This window comes from Aeromonas bestiarum, from assembly GCF_000819745.1.
In the GTDB taxonomy this organism is placed as follows: Bacteria; Pseudomonadota; Gammaproteobacteria; order Enterobacterales; family Aeromonadaceae; genus Aeromonas; species Aeromonas bestiarum.
The window spans coordinates 39,398-61,803 of sequence record NZ_CDDA01000030.1; the positions used below are offsets into that span (position 1 = coordinate 39,398).

Genomic DNA, 22,406 nt, shown 5'->3' on the forward strand with positions numbered 1-22,406 from the left:
ATCAGGTAATCAGGTAATCATAATGACAGCCCATGGCATACAAGCAGTAAATGGCCGCTGTTCCATGCCTGGGATGAATAACCTGATGATTAAAGTCCGACATGGCGCAATAGATAAGGGTGTTTTCACTGTCGCGCTGTGTTATGACAATGATGTTGACACTCAACAACGCCATTCCCGCAGTAGGTCAACAATATATATCCCACGTAGACATTTATTATTCCTGCTATCTGTGACCCATATCTCATGCTTTTTTATGCTGATTGATTTCTCAAAGTAGGGTGTTATCATCTAAACATAGAGTAAAGGGCAAACCGGTCGAAAGGTCGGGACGCAAAGCCACCGGTCTAAGGGTTTAAATACCTAAGACAGCGGAGCTGCCATCTGAGAAGAGCGATGTCATCAGTTGTATCTGTGTCATTCTCTTTGATTGCGTTGCCCTTTTCGTACAACGACATGTGACGAAAAGGACATAAAAATGAACACTTCCACCGCTTCCGTTCGCAACAGCGCCATCCGTTTTGCCTCTTCTACCGCCGCAGCCATGCTGTTGGGCGTCGCTCTGTTGCCGGCAACAGCCTCTGCCTACGATGGCAGCGTGACCTTCACCGGAACCATCTACGAAGCCCCTTGCGACTTCGCTGACAACAGCGTGACCTGCTATTCGGGCACCCAGCGCCAGACCCTGGATCTGGCCAGCCTGCAGCAAGCCGGCAGCCTCAATACCATCAGCAGCACCATGCAGTACAAGCTGTCTGCCGGCAGCAGCAAGATGGCCATAGTGACCGTCAGCTACCTCTGATCGAGTTAGCCATCCCATCAGCCCGGGGCTGTTCATTGCCTCGGGCGGACTTGCTCGCCTCCCCTGAGCAAGTGGAGCCCACGCCGAACACAGCGCTTGTTTAGTATCCAACCATCGCCCTCTAGCGGCACCAGCCCCTTTCGCATTTCCTCTCTTGCAAAGTCCTCTCAGGATCCGGCTCACCACACAGCCATAGCATCGGCTCGGTTTTCCACTTCATCGCCTTCTTAGTACTGTCGCAACAACACACTGCCAACACATCTCAAACGAGACGTGGATCACACTTGTCAGCCGAAGGCTGAGATACCCCCCAGATGGCAGATGAGTCCTTGCTATCAACTGAGCCCCCAATGGCACTCACTTTGTTTTGATTCAATCTAAATAAATGATTTATATGGCCTGACTGGTGAGTTGATACCCCTTTGGAACTTAGTACATTGCCCGCGATAACCACGCAGACTCTCATCCAAAGGGATAAAAATGAACAATCTGGGAACAAGGTTGCTGCTGCTGGCAGCACCGGGCCTGCTCGCCACCTCGGCGCTGGCCAACTACTCCCCCGCCGACTGGCAACAGTACCGGCTGAACGGTGAATCCAGCCGCCAGCTGAGCGATCGCGTCACCGAAGTCACCTACGAGCTCAGCGCCCGCGATGACAATGCCCCCTATCAGCAACTGCGCGTCTACCGCCGCTTCGACTGGAGCGATGCCAATCTGACCGCGCAGGCAGAGCAGCAGTGCGGCGAGCCGCAGCTCAAGATCGAGCAGGGCTGGCAGATCCGCTACCTCAGCTGCGAGCAGGTGGTGCCGGCAGGCAAGGCCATCCCGGCCAGCAGTTATGACTTTGGCTACGGCCTGAAACAGGGCCGCTGGGAACCGCTGACGGGCACCCCGACCGCCCCGCGTCAGGATCGTCTGCCGCTGGCGGAGCGCATCATACTGGGTCACAGCGAGCAGGAGCTGGATCGCTGCGAGCTCAATGCCCAGGGGCGCTGCGCCGAGCAAGTTTGGCAATACCAGCCGCAAAACTGGCAACAGCTGAGTGTGCTGGAAGAGACTCCCAATGAGCGGGACGGCCGCCTCGAGCAGATCTTCTTCCGCCTGCAACCCGTGGCGGGCAGTCAGGCCGCCAGCCAGGTGAGCGAGATCCACGTCTGGCGCCAGTACAGCTGGCAGCTGGACGAGACCAAGACACAGCAGGAGTGCGATGAACCCCAGACCCGCCAGGAAGGGGACAAGACCATCAGCTACCGGGTTTGCCGCCAGACCCTGCCCGCCGGCAGCGAGGTACAGGTAGTACTGAAAGACACCGGCTATCAATACCCGGTCGGTGGCAGCGAATGGCAGACACTGCCGGAAACCGACGAGTGGCAGGAGAGTCGGGTACTCAATCGCCCCATAGTGCTGGCCAGCAAGGAGGAGCAGCTCGACTGCCGCCGTGCCGATGGCCGCGCCTGCTCCGAGCCGGAACAGCCAGGCACGGATCTGCTGGATGCCGACGCCGCCAGGATAGTGCAGGATGCCAGCGGCCAGCCCGCTCCCGTCTGGCAGGAGAACTATGGCCACGATGACACCAAGCTGCTGGCCGTGTCCCGTGGTATCCAGAGCCTGCTGGCGGCCAATCAGCCCGCCCATCCGGCCATGAAGCTGCTGCTGGAATACGTGCGCGCCCACAACTATCACAACTACGGCAAACACAAGGAAGACGGCCCGGCCGCCGCCGAGGCACTGGCCGAGGCGCTGACCGCGCTCGGCGCCCATCCGCTGCTCTACCCGGAGCAGGCCAGCGATGAAGTCGGAGCCGTCATGGGCGCCTGGAGCATAGCCCTGCATGGCCAGTTCAAGAGCCCGGCGGTGCAGAGCCGGTTCGGTACCCTGCTCGGCCAGTTCAACCAGATGCTGGCCTACAGCACCCTCCACGCCAGCGAGATCAATGGTCAGCATGCCTGGGCAACCGGTCTGTTCGATCTGCTCAACTTCCTCGACTTCGCCAGCGACCATAGCGACGCCTTCGCCGCCGACTTCCGCCAGCAGGATGGCGAGCTGCGCAAACAGCTGCACGCCCTCGGCATGAGCGAGCTGTCGCTGTGGCAAGGACGGGATGGCAAGGATCTGTTCCTGCTCAACAACGTGCTGGATGCCTATACCCGCCTCTACCGGGTCGCCCGTTATACCCGTCCCGACGAGAGCGAAGGCTATCGCAAGCTGCTGGATGGCTCAGTCATCGAGCTCATCCGTCATCACGGCCTGATCCCCGGCGGTCAACAGAGTCAGGATCTGCTGGAAGACATGTCACTGACCCTCTCCACCTACTACCTGACCTACACGGATCGCACCAGCGAGGCCTGCATCAGCGGTGACTTTGCCGGACTCTGCACCCCGATCCGAATGGAAGACGTGCTGCCGTTCGAGCACACCTGCTCGCCGACCCTGCGCCTGCGGGCCCAGGAGCTGAGCCAGGATCAGGCCGACGGCATCTGCCGCGAGCTGGGCGCCGAGGAGCAGCAGTTCCATCAGCAGATGGAAACAGGCTGGCAGCCGGTGAGTGATGACAACAACGAGGCGCTGGAGCTGGTGATCTTCAACTCCTCCGCAGACTGGAAGCGCTACGGCGGCGCCCTGTTTGGCGGCGTCTCCACCGACAACGGCGGCATCTACATCGAAGGGGATCCGGCGCGTCCCGGCAACCAGGCCCGCTTCTTCGCCTATGAGGCGGAGTGGAAACGCCCGGCCTTCCAGGTGTGGAACCTGCGCCACGAGTACGTGCACTACCTGGATGGTCGCTTCAACCAGTACGGCAGCTTCGGTCACTACCCGCTCAACCGCACCACCTGGTGGTCGGAAGGGCTGGCGGAGTTCATCGCCCACGGTCAGTGTTTCGCCCGTGGCATGGACAACGTCTCGGGTCGCCCGGCAACCGAGCGACCGAGCCTGGCCGACATACTGCACCTGGATTACGACAAGGGTGGCGAGATGGTCTACTCCTGGTCCTATACGGTGCATCGCTTCCTGAACGAGACCGGCCGCGGCGCCAGCTGGCTGGCCATGGCCCAGGCCCTGCGCAACCCGGATCAGCAGCAGGCGATGAGCGCCTTCGAGGCCGAGCTGGATCAGCTGATCGCCAATGACAGCGAAGCCTACCAGAGCTGGCTGAGCCGCGATCTGCTGCCCTGGTGGGAAGCCAACAAGGAGTCTGACGAGTGCAAGGCGAACGACTCCTCCCACTGAGGATGAGACGCTAGCGACAAGGGGCAGCCACGGCTGCCCCTTGTTTTTATACGAAAGGTTTTTATCGGTGCCGGATCAAACGGTTAGCCAGCCACAGTATGCGACAGCCTTTGCCCGAGTGACGCCATCGGCCGCTATCAAGCCTGACGCGCAGCGGCAACTTGTAATAGAATGACCCTCTGTCACCTCTTACTTCAGACCCGAACCGCACCGCGCATGAAGAAGTTTGCCAAGATCCTCCTCGCCTGCTTTTGCCTGTTGCTGGCATCTGCCGCCATGCTGCTGGGCTACAGCGAGTGGACCGTCTCGGACGCCCGTCATTACACCTATGACGACGTCGATGCAGTCCCCTACAACCGGGTCGCCTTGGTGCTGGGCACCTCCAAGTACCTGATCGGGGGCAGTCCGAACCACTACTTCAAGTACAGGATCAAGGCCGCCGCCGAGCTCTACAACAACGGCAAGGTGGACTACATACTGGTGTCCGGTGACAACGCGACCGTGCAATACAACGAGCCGCGCCAGATGCGGCGGGCCCTGATCCAGGCCGGCATCCCGGCCAAGGCCATCTACAGCGACTACGCCGGCTTTCGTACTCTGGACTCCATAGTCCGCGCCAAGGAGGTGTTTGGTCAGGCCCACTTCACCGTGGTGTCGCAGGCCTTTCACAACGAGCGCGCCATCTTCATCGCCCGCCACTTCGGCATCGAGGCCGTCGGCTTCAACGCCAAGGATCCCAGCGCCTATCAGGGCATCAAGACCCGGGTACGCGAGGTATTCGCCCGCCTGATGGGGCTGCTCGACCTCTACGTGCTGGACAAGGGGCCCAAGTTCCTCGGCGAGCCCATCGTCATCGGTGGCCCCACCCCTTGTCAGGCCCTGAGCACCATAGGCGCAAGCCAGCCCTGCCTGCCCATCCCGCCCGTGACCCACAAGCCGCCGGTTGCGCCTGCCGCCAGCCCGGCCACGGCGACCAGTGCAGCCACCGCCACTGACGCCGCGCTCACCGCCAGCTCCGCCATATCGACCAGCGCGGCCACCGCAAGCAAGGAGGCGGATACAGCCAAGGCGGCCAGCGCTGCCGCCGCAACCAGCGCGGCACTCTCGACCAATCCGGCCGTGGCAGCCAGTGGTGCGGCCCCCGCTTCGACCCCCTGACAAGAGAGAAACAAGAGACCCGCCATCAGGCGGGTCTCTTTCATTTGGCAGAGTGCACTATCCTGCCGGCGGTCATGCCAGCGCGGCACGATAGCGGCGTTCCACCTCGTCCCAGTCGATCACCTTGTAAAACGCGGCTATGTAGTCGGGTCGCTTGTTCTGGTACTTGAGGTAATAGGCGTGCTCCCATACATCCAGCCCCAGTATGGGCACCTGGCCCTGCATCAGGGGGCTGTCCTGGTTGGCGCTGCTCTCCACCCGCAATCTTCCCTCCTTGTCCACCACCAGCCAGGCCCAGCCGCTGCCAAACCGGCTCAGCGCCGCCTGGGTAAAGGCCTGCCTGAAGGCATCCAGTCCGCCCAGATCCCGATTGATCGCCTCGGCCAGCTCGCCGCCCGGTTCACCGCCCCCTTGCGGGCTCATCACCTGCCAGAACAGGCTGTGGTTGGCGTGGCCGCCGCCGTGATTGCGCACCGCCCCCTGCACGTGCGCCGGCAGGCTGTCGAAGCGGGCAAGCAGCGCATCCACCGGCAGGGCCGCCAGCTCGGGGAGCTCGGCCAGGGCGGCGTTGAGATTGGTGATATAGGTCTGATGGTGACGGCTGTGATGGATCTCCATGGTCAGCGCGTCCAGGTGGGGTTCCAGCGCATCGTAGCCGTAGGCAAGGGCTGGCAGGGTATGGCTCATGATCACCTCTTTTTATTGTGATTAATGCAGTTGATGGGCGGGCTCGGTCTGACACAGACACTGGCCGAGACAGCGCTGAATGGCATCCTGGGTGCCGTGCTTGCGCACGAAGGCGAGCAGCTCGGTACGGGTGCTGCGGGTGTGGCGCAGGGCGGCATCCCGCAAGGGGACAGGGCTGGCGGGGGACTGGCTGGTGGCGAGCAGGCAATCGTGGATATGGCACAGCAGATCGGCGGCGCGCTCCGGCAGCGCCATGGCCACCAGCAGATCCGCCAGATTGTGGTGGGCCACCACCAGCGCGGCCACCGCCTCGTCCGCATCGTGCCAGCAGGCGAATTGCTGGCGCGCCAGCCACAATGCCTGCTGGTAATAGGAGAGCGCCTTGGCGTGCTCGCCGGCATCGAAGTGGCGATTGCCACTCAGGGTCTGCACTTTCCAGTGCACCATGCTGCTGTCCGCGTCGCTCGTGCCGACCCATCCCTTCACCCAGGTTCCCGTCATGATCCTGACCACTCAAATGATAATAATTATTATTTAACTTATGTAAGGGCCGAACACAAGGGATACTTGTGCCGGCACCGCCAACAGCCCTGCCCATATGGGTAGGGCTTTTTTGAATCTGTCTGTTTGGTGATCATTTGCACAGATGCAAACGTCCCGCTCCGTCATGCTGGTCGGTACTGGCATGAGGCCGGTGGTTGCCGCTGCGGCAACCTTATTCACAAGGATGGACAAGATGAAAAGATGGCTATTGGTGCTGCTGTGCGCCCTGCCCATGCTGGGCCAGGCGGCAGGTTATACCCAGACCCGCTACCCCATAGTGCTGGTGCACGGGCTGTTCGGCTTCGACAGGTTGCTCGGGGTCGATTACTTCTACGGGATCCCCCAGGCGCTGACCCGGGATGGCGCCCGGGTCTACGTGGCGCAGGTCTCCGCCACCGAAAGCTCGGAGCTGCGCGGTGAACAGCTGCTCAAGCAGGTGCAGCAGGTGCTCGCCATCACTGGTGCCGACAAGGTCAACCTCATCGGCCACTCCCACGGCGGCCCCACCATACGCTACGTCGCCTCGGTCGCCCCCGAGCTGGTCGCCTCCGCCACCAGCGTGGGAGGGGTCAACTATGGCTCGGAGATCGCCGATCTGGTCCGCGCCAAGGTGGCACCTGGCTCGATGGCCGAGAAGCTGGCGGTGGCCGCCGCCTCGGCGCTGTCCGGGGTCATCTCGCTGCTCTCCGGCGGCAGCCAGCTGCCGCAGGATCCCCTCGCCGCCCTCGATGCCCTGACCAGCTCGGGAGCCCAGCGCTTCAACCAGCGCTACCCAGAGGGATTGCCCGGCCAATATTGCGGTGACGGGCCGCTGCAGGCCGCCAACGGGGTCTACTACTTCTCCTGGAGCGGGCGCGGCAACATGACCAACATACTGGATCCGGTGGATCCCGCGCTGGCCCTCACCGGCACCTTCTTCAGCGAGCCCAACGACGGTCTGGTCGGGGTGTGCAGCAGCCACCTCGGCAAGGTGATCGGCACCGGCTACCGGATGAACCATCTGGACGAGGTGAACCAGTCGTTCGGCATCCACCACCTGTTTGAAACCGATCCTGTCACCCTCTATCGCCAGCACGCCAATCGCTTGCAGGGGCTGGGGCTATGAAAAGATCCCTGCGGATCGCCGTCCCTTTGGGGTCGGCCCTGCTGCTGGGGGCCGTCCTGTTCTGGCCCGACTCGCCGCCAGATCTGACGGCAGCCCCCGAACAGGGGGCCCTGCGCCATCAGCTGGCCCAGCGTCTGGAACAGGGAGAAACGAACGCGGAGGACGAACTGCTGGCCCGCTACCAGAGCTTTCTGGCGGCGGAAGGCAGCCTGACGGTGCCGGCGGATCCGGGCCTCGCCAGTCTGCAGGTGTTGTTTGACGAGCGCGAGCAGCTGCGCCAGCAGAGCTTCACCCCGGCCGAGCAGGAGCAGCTGTTTGCCGAGGACAGGTTGATGGAGCAGTGGACCCTGCGCCGCAAGGCGCTGGCAGAGACGAGCGAGGCCGACAAAAAGATGCTGGCCGATGAGCTCGATCTCTGGCTGGCGGAACAGCCCCAGTGGTTCAGGGAGGCCGAGGCCAACAGCCGCCTGCTCAGCGATCTGCAGGCGCTGGAGCCACTGGCGCCCGCCGAGCGCGACGCCGTGCTGCTGGAGAGGCTGGGGCCTGAGGCGGTGGATCGGCTGCATCAGCTGGAGCAGGGCCAACAAGGGTTCGAACGACAGCTGGCGGGCTACCTGGCCGAACTCAAGCCCCTGCCCACCCTGGATCGAGCCGAGCAGCAGCAGGAGATACTGGCGCGCTGGTTTCCCGCCGAGCAATGGCGGCGGGTGGAGGCTCTCACCCGGCTCAAGCTGGGCGAGTCGTCGCCGCAATGAAAAGGGGGCCCACATCTGGGCCCCCTCGCTTTGCTGCAACCATGCTTATTGCGGCTTGTTGGCCCCCGGCAGCGGCTGCCAGGAGGGGAATAGACCACAACGACAAGGGGGCCCCGACGGCCCCCTTGTTTCATGCTGCAACCGCGATCATTGCGGCTTGTTGGCTCCCGGCAGCGGCTGCCAGGTGAGGCGGGTCACTTGCGTGCCCTGCACCTCGCACTTGAGGCAGAGATCCTGCCACCCCTTGTCCTGACGCAGGGACACTTCCCCCTCTACGCCCTGTTCGGCAATCTTCAGCTTTGCCTGCTCGAAGATCACCTTGTCCCCTCTGGCGAGATCCATCAGCTTGCCATTGCAGAGCCAGTGGGCGAGATCCGCCCCCTTCAGCTTGACGCCCCCCTTGGCCGCCTTCTGCTCGGCCGGGCTCTGGGCAAACAGTTTGGCCAGCTCGGCGGCCCGCTTGGTGAGCCAGGCCTCGCGCTGCTGCATGCTCATCTTGCTGACAAACTCGGCCGGCTGGCCCTTGTCATCCAGCCACCGGGTGAGCGTCCCCTTGTCATCGAAGGCAAACTGGGCCGCAGGCTCCTTCACCCCGAACAGCTTGCCACCCTTGAAGTAGTAGCGGCTCTCCCCTTCCAGCTTGCCCTGCTCGTTCATGATGGGCACGGCTATGATGACGGGGGAACCATCGATCCAGGCCTTGATGTCGACGCCATCGTGGCTGAACAGGCGAGTGTCGAGGGCGCTCTCGGCCCCCCGCTCCATCAGGGTGAACTGCTCTGCGAGGGAAGCAGCCACGGAAGGCAGGGAACAGAGCCCCAGCCCCAAGCCTAGGCTCAGGGCGATCACGGTATTGCGCATAAGTGTCCTGTGATTGGCCGAAAGGCCAAGGTTAACTCTCTATCAACCAGGCCCGCAGCCCCTCCCTGTGCTTGTCACTCAGGGGCAGGGACTGGCGGGTCTGGTAGTCAAAATGGATCAGGGTCGTCTCGGCGGTCACCGCCAGCTCGCCGCCCTGCCAGGCTTCCTGCCAGAGCGTGAAGGAGCTGGAGCCGATGCGACGCACCCCGGTTTTGATCGATACCTGCTGGCCATAAAACAGCTCCCGTTTGAACTGCACCGTATAGCCCGCGATGATCAGGTGCCAGTTGTGCACATCCAGCTCGGGGGAGAAGATGCGAAACAGGGGATCCCGGGCCGCTTCGAACCAGACCGCCGGCACCGTATTGTTGATGTGGCCGAGGGCATCAGTCTCTTGAAAACGGGGTTGGATCTGCATTTCCAGCATGAATATCGACTCCTTGTCGTTGGACCGCGCTCAGGCTAACGCGGCCCGCGTCAGGACTCAAGCTCCCCTGTCTCGGGGCGGGAGCTGCCGCCCGCTTTGCCCGCCTCGCTCTCGGCCAGCTCGGGCCTCAGCCAGGCACTGCGAAAATCGAACCAGCCGAGCGCCGTCATGCGCACCCCGTGCACGCCGACCCGGCTCTCCAGCTCCAGCCAGTGGTGGAACAGGGGCACGAACCAGCCCTGTTGCTGCACCCGGGCCAGCAGGGCGCGCGGGCCCGGCTCTTCACCACTGGCACGCCACTGCGTCAGACCCTGCCACAGGGGCCGCTGGCTTGCCCACACCTGACGCAGCAGCGGCGTGCCCAGCAGCCAGGCGTAGGGGGCGAAGGCGTGCTCGTGCTCCAGGTTGAGAGTGCCGAGCCAGAGATCCACATCCTCATCCGCCCCGCTCACCCAGCGGCCGTAATCCAGGGTGCGCACCTCCAGCCGTATGCCTTGTTCCGCCAGCAGGCTGCTCATGGCCCCGGCGCACTCGTTGAACTCCAGATGCTGGTTGAAACAGGCCAGCACCAGTGTCGTCGGCAACTGCGCCGGCTTTGGCAACGGCGCGGGCAAGGCCTCGCGCCAGTGGGGCAAGAGGCCCAGCGCGCTGGTCCAGCCCCGCTGCAACTCGGGGGCGACCCGCGCCATCAGGGCTATGGGGTTGAGCAGGTGGGCCAGCCACTGGCGCAGGGCGGGATCCTGCAAGGATCCGGATCTGTCGTCCTGCAGCAGGAAGTAGCAGCCCGATTCCAGCTCGGACTCGCCGCGCATGGTGCCGAGCTCGGGGCTGTCGCGTCCCAGCTGCAGGTGGCTCTCCAGCCGATCCGCCAGCTCAGGCAACATCCAGATGTCGATCTCGTCAAGCAGGGCGCGCAGGCCGAAGTAGTCGTCGAAGGCCGCCAGACAGAGGTGCAGGGGATCGTTGGTGGTCACCCGGTAGGGGCCAGTGCCGACCGGCTGCAGGGCAAAACCCGCCTCACCCTTGAGTTCACGCGGCAAGATGGCGGCCACCGGCTCGGCCAGCAGATGGGGCAGCAGGGGATCCGGACTGTCGAGATACATATCCAGGGTGCGCGGCCAATGGCTCTCCAGCCGGGCCAGATGGGCGAACAGCGGACGATCGCGCAAGGCCAGCAGGCTCTCCATCACGTCCTCCACTCCCAGCTCGCGGCCGTGGTGAAAACGCACGGCCGGCCTCAGATAGAAGCGCCAGTGACAGGGGGCTAGGCATTCCCAGTGGTGGGCGAGATCCCCCTCGATTTCCCCATTTTCCTCATTTCGTCGGGTCAGGCCGTTGAAGATCTGCCGGCTCAGGTGAATTTCGGAGCGACGCAGCGGATCCGTGGGCAACAGCTGGGGCAGCGGACGATAGTAGGGCACCCGCAGGATCTGGCGCCCCTCCCGGGTGGCCTGGCCGAGCTGCTCGATCAGCAGCGGTGTGAGCAGATCCAACCGCCCCTCCGCCAGCCGTACCGCCTGCGCCAGCTGGCCCTGACTCAGCAGCTCCCGCAGCCGGCGCCGGGTCAGGCTCTCCTGGCTGTCGAGCAGCACCAGCCGGGAGCGCCGCCCCCGCCCCGCTTCGGCCGACCAGCTGAGCCAGCCCTGATCCTGCATGCGGCGCAGCAGCAGGCGCGCGTTGCGCGGGGTGCAGCAGAGCAGATCCGCCACCTCGGCGAGGCTTGTCTCCCGCTCATCGCAGCCAAGCTGCTGGGCGAGTCGTTGAAACTGCTGGTAGAGGCGACCGGTCGGCATAAAAGAGGAAATCCTGTTGCTGTAAGTCATCAGTTTTTACTTCCGCATTTTAGCTCAATACTGCTGGCGAACGTGAGAACCACAGCAGAGGAGCACCATCATGAGCCACGCCAACCCCATCAAACCGAACCGGATCCAGCAGATCCTGCGCCGTTACTTCAAGCGGATCCTGCCCAGGCCGCTGACCCTGATCGAGGATCCCATGAGTCAGCTCAACCGCCTGATGCAGTGGGACATGCACCAGATAGACGATCGGGAGTATCGTCGCCGTCTCTGAGTGCCATCCCTTGCACGGAGCGCTCAAGGGAGACGCATATCGTCAGCGGGCGCAATTGCTTTGCCGGATTGGGTGGTTTACATCGGCGCTGGGCCTGATAGATTGGACGTCTATCCATCTATAACTGCTACCCAGCAACATCCAACAAGGAGTGTGTGATGAAAGATGCGACCCTGGCCCTGCACCACGGCTTTTCCCACGACCCCACCACCAAGGCCGTCGCAGTACCCATCTACCAGACGGTGGCCTACGAGTTCGACAGCGCCCAGCACGGGGCGGACCTGTTCAATCTGGCGGTGCCTGGCAACATCTATACCCGCATCATGAACCCCACCAATGACGTGCTGGAACAGCGGATGGCCGCGCTGGAGGGGGGCATTGCCGGTCTGGTGGTCTCGGCGGGTTCCGCCGCCATCACCTACGCCATCCAGGCGCTGACCGCCGCCGGTGACAACATAGTCTCCACCCCCCAGCTCTATGGTGGCACCTACACACTGTTCGCCCACATGCTGCCGAGCTTCGGGGTCGAGGTGCGCTTCGCCAGGGATGACAGCGCCGAGGCCATCGCCGCCCTCATCGACGACAAGACCAAGGCGGTCTACTGCGAGAGCATAGGCAACCCGGCAGGCAACATAGTCGACCTGGCCGCCTTCGCCAAGGTGGCCCACGCCCGTGGCGTACCCCTCATCGTCGACAACACGGTCGCCACGCCGGTGCTGTGCAAACCCATAGAACACGGCGCCGATATCGTGGTGCACAGCCTGACCAAATATGTCGGCGGCCACGGCAACTCGCTGGGCGGCGTCATCGTCGACTCGGGCAAGTTCCCCTGGGCGGATAACGCCGAACGCTTCCCCCAGCTCACCCAGCCAGAGCCCTCCTACCACGGTGTGGTCTACACACAAGCCTTCGGCCCCGCCGCCTTTATCGGCCGGGTGCGCACAGTGCCGCTGCGCAATACCGGCGCGGCGCTGGCCCCCATGAACGCCTTCCTGCTGCTGCAGGGGCTTGAAACCCTGAGCCTGCGCATGGAGCGCCACGTGGACAACGCCCTTCAGGTCGCCCACCACCTCAAGCATCACCCGAAAGTAGCCTGGGTCAGCTACGCCGGTCTGCCGGGACATCCCCACTATCTGCTGGCGGAGAAGTACATGGGGGGCCGGCCGTCGGCCATCCTTTCGTTCGGCTTGAAGGAGGGCTATGAGGCGGGGGTGCGCTTCTACGATGCGCTCAAGATCTTCAAGCGGCTGGTCAATATCGGCGACGCCAAGTCGCTGGCCTGCCACCCCGCCTCCACCACCCATCGCCAGCTGAGCGAGGAGGAACAGGTCAGGGCCGGGGTCAAGCCGGAGATGATCCGCTTGTCTGTGGGGATAGAAGCGATCGAGGACATATTGGCGGATCTGGATCAGGCGCTGGAGGCCTAAGTCAGCCAACGAGAGAGCGGGCACTGCCCGCTCTCTTGATTTCTCCATACCGGTGAACCAGTCACCTCCCCGACGCGTATACCGACTCCTGCCACCGAATCGAGGTTCCAATGATAATCCTGCACCACCTGAACAAATCCCGCTCCCAACGCATCATCTGGCTGCTCGAAGAGCTGGGCTTGCCCTACCAGATCAAGGCCTACCAGCGCGATGCCACCACCTTTCTGGCGCCGCCCGAGCTGAAAGCCATCCACCCCCTCGGCAAGTCGCCTGTCATCGAGCTGGAAGGACGCGTGCTGGCGGAATCCGGCGCCATCACAGAGTACCTGATTGCCCGCCACGCCCCCGAGCGGCTGACGCCAGCTCAGGATAGCCCCGACTACCCCGAATACCTGCAGTGGATCCACTTTGCCGAGAGCTCCGGCATACTGCCGCTGCTGCTCGACATGTTCGTGCGCAAGGACGGCAGCCCGATGCGCTTCCTGCCGGACTACGCTAAAGCGGAGTGCGCCAAGGTGCTGGGTTATCTGAACCAGGTGCTGGCAAGCCGCCACTATCTGGTGGGGGACCGTCTCTCCGGCGCCGACATCATGAACTCCTTCCTGGTGGATCTGCTGGCCCAGAGCGGCCAGCTGGCACACTTCCCGCACCTGAAAACCTACTGGGAACGCCTCAATACCCATCCGGCCCGCCAGAAGGCCGCGACACTGGAGCGTGAGCTGGATCTGGGCGCCTGATCCTCTGCCCTCAGCGCCTCACCCCGGAATGCAAAACGCCCCGACAATCGGGGCGTTTTCTTTTCAGCTCGTCAGCCAAATGCTCAGAGCCTGTGGGAAAGGACCCTCGCTACTATATTGCCCGGATCTATCCTTCACCCGGAGCTGGAACCCCAGACTTAAAGGGCATGTGACAGGATCCTGGCGACCTTGTCCGGATCTATGTCCTGCTGCTCCCCCAGCGCGGTCAGGCCGAAACGCTTGAGGTTGGAGCAGATGCCAGGGATGCAGCTCTCGCTCAGACCGTAGTCGGCGAGACGGGTGCCCACCCCCATCTGCCGGAAGAATTGTTCGGTGCGGATGATGGCCTCCTCGATGCGCAGCGCCTTGTCCTCCCGGCTCGAATGCCAGACCCGCTCGGCGAACTGGGCCAGCTTCTCCTGCTTCTGGGCCGATTGCTCACGCAGCAGGGAGGGCAGCACCACAGCCAGGCTCTGGGCATGATCCAGCCCGTGCAGCGCGGTGAGCTGGTGGCCGATGGCATGGGTGGACCAGTCCTGCGGCACACCGCGACCGATGAGGCCGTTGAGCGCTAGGCTGGCGGCCCACATCAGGTTGGCACGCACCTGGTAGTTGGTGGGATCCACCAGCGCCTTGGGGCCGTTATCCACCAGCACCTGCAGCAAGCCTTCCGCCAGCCTGTCCTGCACCTCGCCCCCCACCGGGAAGGTGAGGTACTGCTCTATGATGTGGACGAAGGCATCCACCACCCCGTTGCCGATCTGACGGGTGGGCAGGCTGTAGGTGGTGGCGGGATCCAGCACCGCAAACACGGGTTGCACCAGCGGATTCATGAAGGAGAGCTTGGCCTCCCCCCGGCTCACCACGGCGGCGGGGTTGCTCTCCGAGCCGGTGGCGGGCAGGGTCAGCACGCAGCCCAGGGGCAGCGCCGCCTTGACGGGTGCCTTGTGCAGCAATATCTCCCAGGGATCCGCCCCCTCGAAGCAGGCCGCGGCGGCCACGAACTTGGTGCCATCCACCACGGATCCGCCGCCGACCGCCAGCAGGAAGTCGATGCGCTCGCGCTTGACCAGCGCCACCGCCTCCATCAGCTGATCGTACTGGGGGTTGGCGCCGATACCGGGGAACTCCTGCCAATCCCTCCCCGCCAATGCCTGGGTCAGTTGCTCATAGACGCCGTTCTGCTTGATGCTGCCGCCGCCGTAGAGCACCAGCAGACGGCTGCCCGCCGGGATCAGATCGGGCAGGCTGGCGATCTGGCCTTCACCGAAACAGACGCGGGTAGGATTGGCATATTGGAAGTTGTACACGGCAGAGCCCTCGCTTGAATGCATGCAGGGAATTGTGCGCCTGTGGCGTCATGAGGTCAAAAAACGGGAGCTGGCTATCAAAAAACGCATTGCGTTCGAGTCCGGCGGGGTGGCCAGGCGCGGCTCTGCTATGGTCTGTCAGGAAGGCGGTGCCATGCCCCATCAGGACCCACATGCCCACCCCCTCTCATCCTCATTTTCCCGTCATAAGGTCTGAAACATGAAACTGAAGCATGCATGGATTGCCGGTCTGCTCTCCCTCTCGACCTGTCTGGTGCAAGCCGCCGAGGTGGTCACCGAAGTCGCGACCGCCCCGGGCAAGGCCAATCTGGTGGAAGCCGTGACCGCCCAGGCGACGGTGACCGCCATCGACATGGCGAGCCGCAAGGTCAGCCTGACGAATGCCGCAGGTGAGGCGTTCGACATAGTCGCAGGTGAGCAGGTCACCAACCTGCAAAACCTCAAGGTCGGCGACGTGGTGGCGCTGAAATACCTGCAGATGCTGGATCTGGAACTGCTCAAGGGCACGGCAGGCGTCAGACAGCGCGTCGTCGAGGTGGATGCGGACAAGGCCGCCGCGGGCCAGAAACCGGGGGCCGGGGTTGGCGTCAAGGTCACACTGTACGGGGACGTCATCGCCGTCGACAAGGCGCAGCAGACGGTCACGGTCAAGGGGGTGGATCACACCCTGGTGCTCAAGGTGCACAACCCGGCGCAGTTTGCCCTGATCGCCAAGGGGGATCAGATCAAGGCCGTCCAGACCCAGGCGGTGGGCATCGGCATAGTGCCCGAGAAAAAATAGTACCCGAAAAAAAATAGTGTCCGAGAAAAAATAAGCAGCGAATCCCCTGCCGGCGCAGCCTGGGCCGCACTGGCAGGCTCAGCCCGATCAAAAAGGGAACGGCATCCGCCCTCCCTTTTTTACTGCCTCTTTTGTGGCGCCAGCCTGCCCATACGTTGCCAGGCCATCAACCCGGCCATGACGCCCAGACAGGGGCAACGGCTTGCCCCCGACGACTACGGATTGCCGTTCGAGTCGCGCAGGCCATCACTCAGGCGCTCTTGGTCTCTTCCTTTGGCTCGCTCTTCTTGCCGGTGAGGCGATCCATGGCATCCTGCAGCATGGCGTCCCGCTGCTCGTTCAAGGCCTTGCTCTGCTGCTCGCGCTCCTCGGCAGAGAGCTGCTTGTTGTCGGCGATCTCCTTGAGCTTGTCTTCTATCTCGTTGAATTTTTTGCGATCAAACCCCAGCGCCTTGTCCACCAGTTGCTGCATCACGCCCCCCTTGTCTGAACTGATGTCCAGCGCTTGCGGCAACTTGCTGTTCTTGGCCAGGTGCTCATAGGTGAGCGTCTGCTGGGCCTTGCTGGTCAGCCGCTGGGAGGAGAGGTTGACCAGATCTTCCCAGCCGCCCCCCTGACCCCCTTCGGCACCGCTGAGGGTGGCGAGGGCGCGGGAATTGGACGCACTCTGGGCAAGCTGCTGGCTGTAGGGTTTGATATCCATGGGGGCTCCAGTCTGCATGCCGATCCGGCATGACGAGGTCGCTGATTCGATGGCATGAGGCGCCAGGCCCCATCATTGGCAATAAAACCAGCAAGTTGCAGGCCAACTTGCCAAATTGGTGCAGATCCCGGCCCGCACGGGCTCGCAGGCTTACTGATGGCCATCCCGACGTCAGAATCATGACGCTGCGCTGTCCAATCGGCAGGTTCTGGTGCATATCGCTGCCATTTTCATGCTTTACCAGACAAAGCAAAGGAACGACTCATAGATCACAAAACAAACAACCAGCGAGGCATACAATTCCGGCGAACAAAACGACCAGCAAGCAGTGTTATGGATGAAATGTTTGCGTCATCGACCATGAGCAGCACGATCCCCCGGCAGCGTATCGGCGGCTGATCGCTCTGCGGCAGACCTGCATCCCACCGCCTGGCTTTCACTCACAGTTACGCTTCGGGCAATGCCATGAAAAAACACACCTTGAGTCTTCTCTCCGCCACCCTGCTCACCCTGCTTGGCACCAGTGCCGACGCCTGTACCGGCCTCATCGTCGGCAAGGGCGCCAGTGCCGACGGCAGCGTGATGATCGCCAGAAACGAGGATTTTGGCGTCAACAACTGGAACAAGTATTTGGCCTTCCGACCCGCCCAGCAAAACGAGGGCAAGGTCTGGAAGCTGGGCAACGGGCTGGAAGTGCCCATGCCCAAGGCCTTCCTCGCCTACTCAGCCATTCGCGACTGGGACGCCGCCACCAGCGACCCGGCGGGCAAATATTATGAAGAGCGCGGCATCAACGAGCTCAACGTCGCCCTCTCGGCCACCACCAGCGCCGAGGTCAACGACAAGGCCCAGAAAGCCGATCCCCTGATCGAAAAAGGAGTCATAGAAGCCATCATCCCCACCCTGATCCTGCCGCAGGCCAAGAGCGCGAAAGAGGGGGTCGAACTGCTCGGCCGCTATGTGGAGCAATATGGCGCCGGTGAGGGCAACAGCCTCTATCTGGCGGATGTGAACGAGGCCTGGCTGATGGAGATAGGCTCGGGCCACCACTGGATCGCGGTGCGGGTGCCGGACGACAGCTACGCCATGGTGGCCAACGGCCTGCGCATCCACGGCGTCAATCTCGACAGCGCCGATGTGCTGCACTCCCCCAGGCTGCTGGAGTTTGTACAACAGCACAAGCTGCTCGACCAGGCCGACCCCAAGGATTTCAACTTCGCCAAGGCATTCGGGGTGATTGCCGACCCCTACAACGTGGATCGGGAGTGGCTCGGCCAACACATGCTGACCGCCTCCCACCAGCAGGCGACCCGGCAGGCGCAATACCCGCTGTTCATGAAGCCGGACGCCCCCATAGCCGTGCCGGACGTGGCCAGGCTGCTGAGCGCCACCTATGAGGGCACGCCGCTGGCGGGCAAGGCGGAGCGGCCGATCCGCATCGATCGCCAGCTGGAATCCCACGTCATCCAGCTGCGCAAGGAGATGCCCAAAGAGCTGCAGGGGCTCATCTGGCAGAGCTACGGCGTGCTGGCCGAATCCGTGATGGTGCCGCTCTACAGCCCGCTGGAGTCTTATCCCCTGCCCTATCGCACCGGCAGCGACAGCTACTCCGATGATTCCGCCTACTGGCAGTTCCGCAGCCTGACCGCGCTGGCCAACACCAACCCGGACAAGTACCTGCCGCTGCTGCGGGGCGTCTGGAGCAAGGAGAGCACCAAGCTCTACAAGGAGGTCGCCCTGCTCGACAATACCCTCAAGCAGACCTATGTCAGCGACAAGGCGACGGCGCTCGGGCTGGCCGCCGACTACTCCTACGGCCAGCTGGAGCAGACCTATCAGATGGCCAAGGACCTGCGTTACAAGCTGATGACGGATCTCACCAAGAGCAGCGAGAAGAAGTATTCAGAGGAGGAGTTCAAGAAGATCATGAGCCTCTGACCGGCTCTGCAAAGCAAAGAGGCACCCTTGGGTGCCTCTTCTCATTTCGTCAAACGGGAAGCTCAGCGACGGCTGATCTGGAGCGGGCCAAAGGTCTGGGCCACCGGCATTATCTCTATGCTGTTGATATTGACGTGGGCGGGCTGCTGGCTGACCCAGAGCACAGTATTGGCGATGTCTTCCGGCTGAATGGCCTGCACCCCTTGGTAGACGGTGGCCGCCTTGGCGTCGTCGCCGTGGAAGCGCACGTTGGAGAACTCGGTGCCACCGCACAGGCCCGGCTCCACGTTGGTGACGCGGATGGCGGTGCCCGCCAGATCGGCGCGCAAGTTGAGGCTGAACTGTTTCACGAACGCCTTGGTGGCACCGTAGACGTTGCCGCCCGGGTAGGGGTAGGTGCCGGCGATGGAACCGATGTTGACCACGTGGCCGCGATTGCGCGCCACCATGCCCGGCAGCAGCAGTCGGGTGAGCAGGGTCAGACCGCTGATGTTGGTGGCTATCATCTGCTCCCAGTCTTCGAGATCCGCCTTGTGGGCGGGCTCTAGCCCCAGCGCCAGACCGGCGTTGTTGACCAGCAGATCCACCTCGCTCCAGGCGGCTGGCAGACCGGCGATGGCGGCTTGAGTCGCGGCCTTGTCCTGCACGTCGAATACCAGCGGCAGGAAGCTGTCACCCAGCTCATCGCCCAAGGCAGCCAGACGTTCAGCACGTCGGCCTGTGCCTATCACCCTGTAACCCGCGTTCACCAGCTGACGGCTGATGGCCTCCCCAAAACCGGACGAGGCGCCCGTTACCATTGCTATCATCTGAACCTCCATATCTACATCGATATTGTTATTTATGTGTTTGAATCCAATCTGATTCATTCATCGCTCAATTCACGCCCGGTCACCTTGCGCCAGACAAATACCAGCAGATGGAGCAGCAACAGGCCCGAGCCCCCCAACGCAAACAGCAGGCCGGTGAGGGCATTGACCGAGGTATCGGCGCCAAACCACCACCACGCCAGCCAACCGACCATGCCGATGACGAAGGTCTGGCCGGCGCAGACAGAGCAGCGCCCGAGCTTGGCCTTGATGGCGGTGGCCAGACAGTCATCACAGCTCATGCCGATCCTCCGGATCCATGGCCGCTCAAGGCGCGGGCTTGGCGGCACAGGGCGGCTTGTACACTGCGGCGCTGGCGCCTGAGGGTGCGAACCTCGTCGCTCACCAGCGGCAACACCAGCCGGTGGGCATGCTGGTCGCGGCCATAATAGTCAGGCAACCTTTGCTGAGCCTTGAATCCCAGCGCCTGATAGAGGGCCAGCGCCTCTTCATTGGCATCACCCACCTCGAGGCGCACCGCCCCCCAGCCAGCCTCGCGCCCCTCCCGGATCACCTGCTCCAGCAGACGACGGGCCCAGCCCTGGCGACGGATGGTCCAGCGGATGGCGAGGGTCTGGATCACCAGTCGGTCCCAGCCCCTGTGCTCCAGCAGACTGAGATAACCCATCAGCTGATCCTTCTCATCCAGCACCAGCAGGGTGCGTCCCTTGGCGTGGGTAAGCAGATAGTGCCAGCGGCTGCGGCCAAAGGCGACTTCGGGGGGAAAACAGTAGCGTTCCAGCTTAACGATGGCGCCCAAATCATCGGTTCGGGCCGCTCGTACGGTCAACACGGGGAGTCCTTGTTCGGTTATTTATCTTCAGCACCAGAAATGCGACTTGTATCACAAGTTACCAAAGCAGAATATTAGGCACTGTAACCTCTTGTTTCCCCTCGCGCCATTGTCGTGCTTGTCGGTGCATCGAAGCCCACTGGGGATCCTGCCATTCAAGGCAGTCTGATCTGTGGAGCCGAAAATATGAGTACCTACGTCATAGTCGAAGAGCCGGGCGACTGGCCCTGCCATGCCGATTATCTGCTGACCGCCCGCACCTATCTGCAACACGGCGTGCCGACCACAGGCGGCCGACCCCGCATCATCAACCTCTGCCGCAACCTGGAGCACCTGAGCGCGGGCTACTACTGCTCCTTGCTGGCCCAGGCCCGTGGCCACCACTGCCTGCCTGGCCTGCAGGCCATCAGCGTGCTGCAACCCCAGCAGCCGCCGGCCAAGCTGTGGCGCAAGGTACAGGGCTGGCTGGCCCAGCAGAGCGAGGATCGCATTCGGGTACGCGCCATCTTCGGCCAGAGCGAACAGAGCGAGCTGGCGGGGCTGGCCCGCTACTACTACGGCCTGAGCCAGCTGCCGCTACAGGAGCTGACCCTCAAACGCGGCCGCCACGGCTGGTCGGTGCGCCAGCAGCAGAGTCTGTCGCCCCTGGAGTTGAGCCCGAGCGAGAAGGCGCTGATGCTGCATCACGCCCAGGCGCTGGTCGGTGCCGGCGATGAGGAGCAGGCGGCCCCGCTCTACCAGCTCGCCATCCTGGTGGATCCCGATGATGGCCGCGCCAGCAGCGATGCCCTGGCGCTGGATCGCTTCATCCGGGCCGCCGCCGCCCAGGGGATCCAGGCCGAGAGGCTGGCGCCGTCCGCCATCGAGCGATTGCCGGAATTCGATACTCTCTGGCTGCGTTCCGAAACGGCGGTCGGCCACTACACCTTCGAATTTGCCCGCCGCGCCGAGCAGCTCAAGATGCCGGTCATCGACAGCTCCCGCGCCATCCTCGCCTGCAGCAACAAGCTTTACCTCTACGAGCTGATGGTGCGCAGCGGCGTACCCATGCCACCCACCATGGTGGTGACCCGTCGTGGCCGCCATCAGGTGGACGAGCTGGTGCAGCGACTCGGCCTGCCGCTGATGGTGAAGATACCCGACGGCGCCCAGGGGCGGGATCTCGCCATGGCCAGCGATGCCCAGCAGCTCGCCCGCCTGCTGGACGAGGGGCTGGGCCGCTCCGCCCTGCTGCTGGTGCAGAGCCGGATCCCCGCCGAATTCGACTGGCGCATCGGCTTTCTCGACGGCTCGCCGCTGTTCGCCTGTCGCCGCTACCGGCCCGAGCCGGGCAACCGCATCCGCCGCCGCAAGCATCCCCTCGACATGAGCCGGATCGAGGCACTGCCGCTCACCGAGGTACCGGAGCGGGTGTTGCAGACCGCCAGGCGCGCCGTGCACCAGCTCGGCAACGGCCTGTTCGGGGTGGATCTGCGCCAGCAGGATAGGGACTGCGTGCTGCTGGAAATCATCGACAATCCCTGGATACGTGGCGATATTGAGGACAGGGAGGCAAAGGACCTCTACGAGCGCCTGGCCAGGGCCTTCCGGCAACGGCTGGAAAACCGGGGGCAGAGCGCGGCAGGATAACAAGCATCGACAGCAGAGGTGGATATGATGACAACGGATTGGTGGGACATAGCGCCCCTTGGCTGGGAGAACATCCTGGCCTGCCTGGTGTGTGGCACGCTCGTGGGGCTGGAGCGGCAACTGCGCGGCAAGCCGGTCGGCATCCGCACCTCCTCGCTCATCATACTCGGCACCTACTGCTTTCTCGCCATAGGTGCCGCCGTCAGCCCTGAGAGTGCCGATCGGGCGCGGGTGCTGGGCCAGCTCATCACCGGCATCGGCTTTCTCGGCGCCGGCGTCATGATGACCCGGGATGGTCAGGTATTGGGGGTGACTTCGGCCGCCACCGTCTGGATGCTGGCGGCCCTCGGCGCCCTCATCGGCATGCAGATGCTGCACCAGGCCGTGCTGCTCACCGGCGTCACCCTGGCCATACTGGTGGGGGTGGATTATCTCGAAACCAGCTTCAAGAGCCTGCGCCGCGGCGTGCACAACCGGCTGGAGAGCTGGCGCCACGGCAATGGCCACGCCCCCGCCCCCAACGCCCATCAGGAGGAGCTGGGCAGCGGCATAGAGAAGTAAC

General features: G+C 63.2%; 23 protein-coding genes and 1 riboswitch. Of the genes, 13 read left to right on the forward strand and 10 right to left on the reverse strand.

The genetic code is table 11. The features are described 5' to 3' along the window. The 4 genes from BN1118_RS22155 to BN1118_RS15285 form a co-directional block, all read left to right on the forward strand. A partial coding sequence (locus BN1118_RS22155; protein ID WP_209428880.1) for a hypothetical protein occupies positions 1–280 on the forward strand: 280 nt, incomplete at its 5' end. Positions 281–298: 18 nt separating this feature from the next. Continuing rightward, positions 299–385: riboswitch (cyclic di-GMP riboswitch) on the forward strand. Between the two features lie 93 nt (positions 386–478). Beyond that, positions 479–802: a fimbrial protein gene (locus tag BN1118_RS15275; RefSeq protein ID WP_043556930.1), complete on the forward strand. Its 324-nt coding sequence runs from the start codon at positions 479–481 to the stop codon at positions 800–802. A gap of 480 nt (positions 803–1,282) precedes the next feature. Beyond that, positions 1,283–4,030, forward strand: coding sequence for a collagenase (locus BN1118_RS15280; RefSeq protein WP_043556931.1), 2,748 nt, complete (start codon positions 1,283–1,285; stop codon positions 4,028–4,030). Between the two features lie 171 nt (positions 4,031–4,201). Continuing rightward, positions 4,202–5,188 carry a SanA/YdcF family protein gene (locus BN1118_RS15285; RefSeq protein WP_043556932.1) on the forward strand — a complete coding sequence of 329 codons (987 nt, stop codon included), beginning with the start codon at positions 4,202–4,204 and terminating at the stop codon, positions 5,186–5,188. Positions 5,189–5,260: 72 nt separating this feature from the next. On the opposite strand, the gene BN1118_RS15290 is transcribed toward BN1118_RS15285, so the two are convergent. After that, a complete protein-coding gene (locus BN1118_RS15290) occupies positions 5,261–5,875 on the reverse strand; it encodes a superoxide dismutase (RefSeq protein ID WP_043556933.1) in 615 nt (204 codons plus the stop codon). Between the two features lie 21 nt (positions 5,876–5,896). Continuing rightward, complete coding sequence (locus tag BN1118_RS15295) at positions 5,897–6,322, reverse strand: hypothetical protein (protein ID WP_043557062.1); 426 nt, start codon at positions 6,320–6,322, stop codon at positions 5,897–5,899. Positions 6,323–6,611: 289 nt separating this feature from the next. Between BN1118_RS15295 and BN1118_RS15300 the strand changes: the two genes are divergently transcribed. Then, the gene (locus tag BN1118_RS15300) at positions 6,612–7,523 is read left to right on the forward strand and encodes a lipase family alpha/beta hydrolase (RefSeq protein WP_043556934.1); all 912 of its coding nucleotides are present in this window, start codon (positions 6,612–6,614) and stop codon (positions 7,521–7,523) included. Next, positions 7,520–8,278 (forward strand): lipase secretion chaperone, encoded by a 759-nt coding sequence (locus BN1118_RS15305; protein WP_043556935.1) that lies wholly within the window; start codon positions 7,520–7,522, stop codon positions 8,276–8,278. Before BN1118_RS15300 ends, BN1118_RS15305 begins: the two co-directional genes overlap by 4 nt. 147 nt (positions 8,279–8,425) lie before the next feature. Here the strand turns inward: BN1118_RS15305 and BN1118_RS15310 are convergent, their stop codons facing one another. Genes BN1118_RS15310 through sgrR form a run of 3 tightly spaced genes read right to left on the reverse strand, consistent with a single transcriptional unit; the run spans position 8,426 to position 11,359 of the window. Further along, on the reverse strand, positions 8,426–9,139 hold the full coding sequence (locus tag BN1118_RS15310; protein ID WP_043556936.1) for a hypothetical protein: 714 nt from the start codon (positions 9,137–9,139) through the stop codon (positions 8,426–8,428). Positions 9,140–9,170: 31 nt separating this feature from the next. Further along, entirely contained in the window at positions 9,171–9,566 is a 396-nt protein-coding gene (locus tag BN1118_RS15315) for an acyl-CoA thioesterase (protein ID WP_043140443.1), read from the reverse strand. Positions 9,567–9,616: 50 nt separating this feature from the next. Beyond that, the gene (gene sgrR, locus BN1118_RS15320; RefSeq protein WP_043556937.1) at positions 9,617–11,359 is read right to left on the reverse strand and encodes an HTH-type transcriptional regulator SgrR; all 1,743 of its coding nucleotides are present in this window, start codon (positions 11,357–11,359) and stop codon (positions 9,617–9,619) included. Between the two features lie 100 nt (positions 11,360–11,459). Between sgrR and BN1118_RS21850 the strand changes: the two genes are divergently transcribed. The 3 genes from BN1118_RS21850 to BN1118_RS15330 all read left to right on the forward strand — a co-directional run bounded on the left by BN1118_RS21850 (position 11,460) and on the right by BN1118_RS15330 (position 13,800). Then, on the forward strand, positions 11,460–11,636 hold the full coding sequence (locus BN1118_RS21850) for a hypothetical protein (RefSeq protein WP_080689099.1): 177 nt from the start codon (positions 11,460–11,462) through the stop codon (positions 11,634–11,636). Between the two features lie 158 nt (positions 11,637–11,794). Next, complete coding sequence (locus BN1118_RS15325; protein WP_043556938.1) at positions 11,795–13,063, forward strand: O-acetylhomoserine aminocarboxypropyltransferase/cysteine synthase family protein; 1,269 nt, start codon at positions 11,795–11,797, stop codon at positions 13,061–13,063. Between the two features lie 110 nt (positions 13,064–13,173). After that, positions 13,174–13,800: a glutathione S-transferase family protein gene (locus BN1118_RS15330; RefSeq protein ID WP_043556939.1), complete on the forward strand. Its 627-nt coding sequence runs from the start codon at positions 13,174–13,176 to the stop codon at positions 13,798–13,800. Between the two features lie 158 nt (positions 13,801–13,958). Here the strand turns inward: BN1118_RS15330 and BN1118_RS15335 are convergent, their stop codons facing one another. After that, on the reverse strand, positions 13,959–15,134 hold the full coding sequence (locus BN1118_RS15335) for an iron-containing alcohol dehydrogenase (protein ID WP_084214144.1): 1,176 nt from the start codon (positions 15,132–15,134) through the stop codon (positions 13,959–13,961). Positions 15,135–15,330: 196 nt separating this feature from the next. On the opposite strand from BN1118_RS15335, the gene BN1118_RS15340 reads away from it, so the two are divergent. Continuing rightward, positions 15,331–15,912 (forward strand): hypothetical protein, encoded by a 582-nt coding sequence (locus BN1118_RS15340; protein WP_043141343.1) that lies wholly within the window; start codon positions 15,331–15,333, stop codon positions 15,910–15,912. Between the two features lie 250 nt (positions 15,913–16,162). Here the strand turns inward: BN1118_RS15340 and BN1118_RS15345 are convergent, their stop codons facing one another. Continuing rightward, positions 16,163–16,615, reverse strand: a complete 453-nt coding sequence (locus BN1118_RS15345; protein WP_043556940.1) for a hypothetical protein — start codon at positions 16,613–16,615, stop codon at positions 16,163–16,165. A gap of 465 nt (positions 16,616–17,080) precedes the next feature. On the opposite strand from BN1118_RS15345, the gene BN1118_RS15350 reads away from it, so the two are divergent. After that, the gene (locus BN1118_RS15350) at positions 17,081–18,553 is read left to right on the forward strand and encodes a C69 family dipeptidase (protein WP_043556941.1); all 1,473 of its coding nucleotides are present in this window, start codon (positions 17,081–17,083) and stop codon (positions 18,551–18,553) included. A 62-nt stretch (positions 18,554–18,615) separates the two neighbouring features. Here BN1118_RS15350 and BN1118_RS15355 read toward each other — a convergent pair whose 3' ends face one another. The 3 genes from BN1118_RS15355 to BN1118_RS15365 are packed head-to-tail and all read right to left on the reverse strand — an operon-like array spanning position 18,616 to position 20,215. Continuing rightward, positions 18,616–19,362, reverse strand: a complete 747-nt coding sequence (locus tag BN1118_RS15355) for an SDR family oxidoreductase (protein WP_043557064.1) — start codon at positions 19,360–19,362, stop codon at positions 18,616–18,618. Positions 19,363–19,418: 56 nt separating this feature from the next. Continuing rightward, positions 19,419–19,664, reverse strand: a complete 246-nt coding sequence (locus BN1118_RS15360; RefSeq protein ID WP_043556942.1) for a DUF3624 domain-containing protein — start codon at positions 19,662–19,664, stop codon at positions 19,419–19,421. Then, entirely contained in the window at positions 19,661–20,215 is a 555-nt protein-coding gene (locus BN1118_RS15365) for a GNAT family N-acetyltransferase (protein ID WP_052449206.1), read from the reverse strand. The genes BN1118_RS15360 and BN1118_RS15365 overlap by 4 nt, the downstream gene beginning before the upstream one ends. Positions 20,216–20,401: 186 nt before the next feature. Between BN1118_RS15365 and BN1118_RS15370 the strand changes: the two genes are divergently transcribed. Beyond that, positions 20,402–21,844, forward strand: a complete 1,443-nt coding sequence (locus BN1118_RS15370) for a RimK family protein (RefSeq protein WP_043556943.1) — start codon at positions 20,402–20,404, stop codon at positions 21,842–21,844. A 24-nt stretch (positions 21,845–21,868) separates the two neighbouring features. After that, positions 21,869–22,405, forward strand: a complete 537-nt coding sequence (locus tag BN1118_RS15375) for an MgtC/SapB family protein (RefSeq protein WP_043556944.1) — start codon at positions 21,869–21,871, stop codon at positions 22,403–22,405. Position 22,406 lies beyond the last annotated feature (1 nt).

Bases quoted from the DNA above. Each gene is read 5' to 3' on its own strand.
- BN1118_RS15375 (WP_043556944.1), top strand. From the start codon at position 21,869: ATGATGACAACGGATTGGTGGGACATAGCGCCCCTTGGCTGGGAGAAC.
- BN1118_RS15355 (WP_043557064.1), bottom strand. From the start codon at position 19,362: ATGATAGCAATGGTAACGGGCGCCTCGTCCGGTTTTGGGGAGGCCATC.
- BN1118_RS15345 (WP_043556940.1), bottom strand. From the start codon at position 16,615: ATGGATATCAAACCCTACAGCCAGCAGCTTGCCCAGAGTGCGTCCAAT.
- BN1118_RS15325 (WP_043556938.1), top strand. From the start codon at position 11,795: ATGAAAGATGCGACCCTGGCCCTGCACCACGGCTTTTCCCACGACCCC.
- BN1118_RS15275 (WP_043556930.1), top strand. From the start codon at position 479: ATGAACACTTCCACCGCTTCCGTTCGCAACAGCGCCATCCGTTTTGCC.
- BN1118_RS15315 (WP_043140443.1), bottom strand. From the start codon at position 9,566: ATGCTGGAAATGCAGATCCAACCCCGTTTTCAAGAGACTGATGCCCTC.
- BN1118_RS15280 (WP_043556931.1), top strand. From the start codon at position 1,283: ATGAACAATCTGGGAACAAGGTTGCTGCTGCTGGCAGCACCGGGCCTG.
- BN1118_RS15290 (WP_043556933.1), bottom strand. From the start codon at position 5,875: ATGAGCCATACCCTGCCAGCCCTTGCCTACGGCTACGATGCGCTGGAA.
- BN1118_RS15340 (WP_043141343.1), top strand. From the start codon at position 15,331: ATGAAACTGAAGCATGCATGGATTGCCGGTCTGCTCTCCCTCTCGACC.
- BN1118_RS21850 (WP_080689099.1), top strand. From the start codon at position 11,460: ATGAGCCACGCCAACCCCATCAAACCGAACCGGATCCAGCAGATCCTG.
- BN1118_RS15360 (WP_043556942.1), bottom strand. From the start codon at position 19,664: ATGAGCTGTGATGACTGTCTGGCCACCGCCATCAAGGCCAAGCTCGGG.
- BN1118_RS15310 (WP_043556936.1), bottom strand. From the start codon at position 9,139: ATGCGCAATACCGTGATCGCCCTGAGCCTAGGCTTGGGGCTGGGGCTC.
- BN1118_RS15300 (WP_043556934.1), top strand. From the start codon at position 6,612: ATGAAAAGATGGCTATTGGTGCTGCTGTGCGCCCTGCCCATGCTGGGC.
- BN1118_RS15370 (WP_043556943.1), top strand. From the start codon at position 20,402: ATGAGTACCTACGTCATAGTCGAAGAGCCGGGCGACTGGCCCTGCCAT.
- BN1118_RS15350 (WP_043556941.1), top strand. From the start codon at position 17,081: ATGAAAAAACACACCTTGAGTCTTCTCTCCGCCACCCTGCTCACCCTG.
- BN1118_RS15335 (WP_084214144.1), bottom strand. From the start codon at position 15,134: ATGCATTCAAGCGAGGGCTCTGCCGTGTACAACTTCCAATATGCCAAT.
- BN1118_RS15295 (WP_043557062.1), bottom strand. From the start codon at position 6,322: ATGGTGCACTGGAAAGTGCAGACCCTGAGTGGCAATCGCCACTTCGAT.
- BN1118_RS15285 (WP_043556932.1), top strand. From the start codon at position 4,202: ATGACCCTCTGTCACCTCTTACTTCAGACCCGAACCGCACCGCGCATG.
- BN1118_RS15305 (WP_043556935.1), top strand. From the start codon at position 7,520: ATGAAAAGATCCCTGCGGATCGCCGTCCCTTTGGGGTCGGCCCTGCTG.
- sgrR (WP_043556937.1), bottom strand. From the start codon at position 11,359: ATGCCGACCGGTCGCCTCTACCAGCAGTTTCAACGACTCGCCCAGCAG.
- BN1118_RS15330 (WP_043556939.1), top strand. From the start codon at position 13,174: ATGATAATCCTGCACCACCTGAACAAATCCCGCTCCCAACGCATCATC.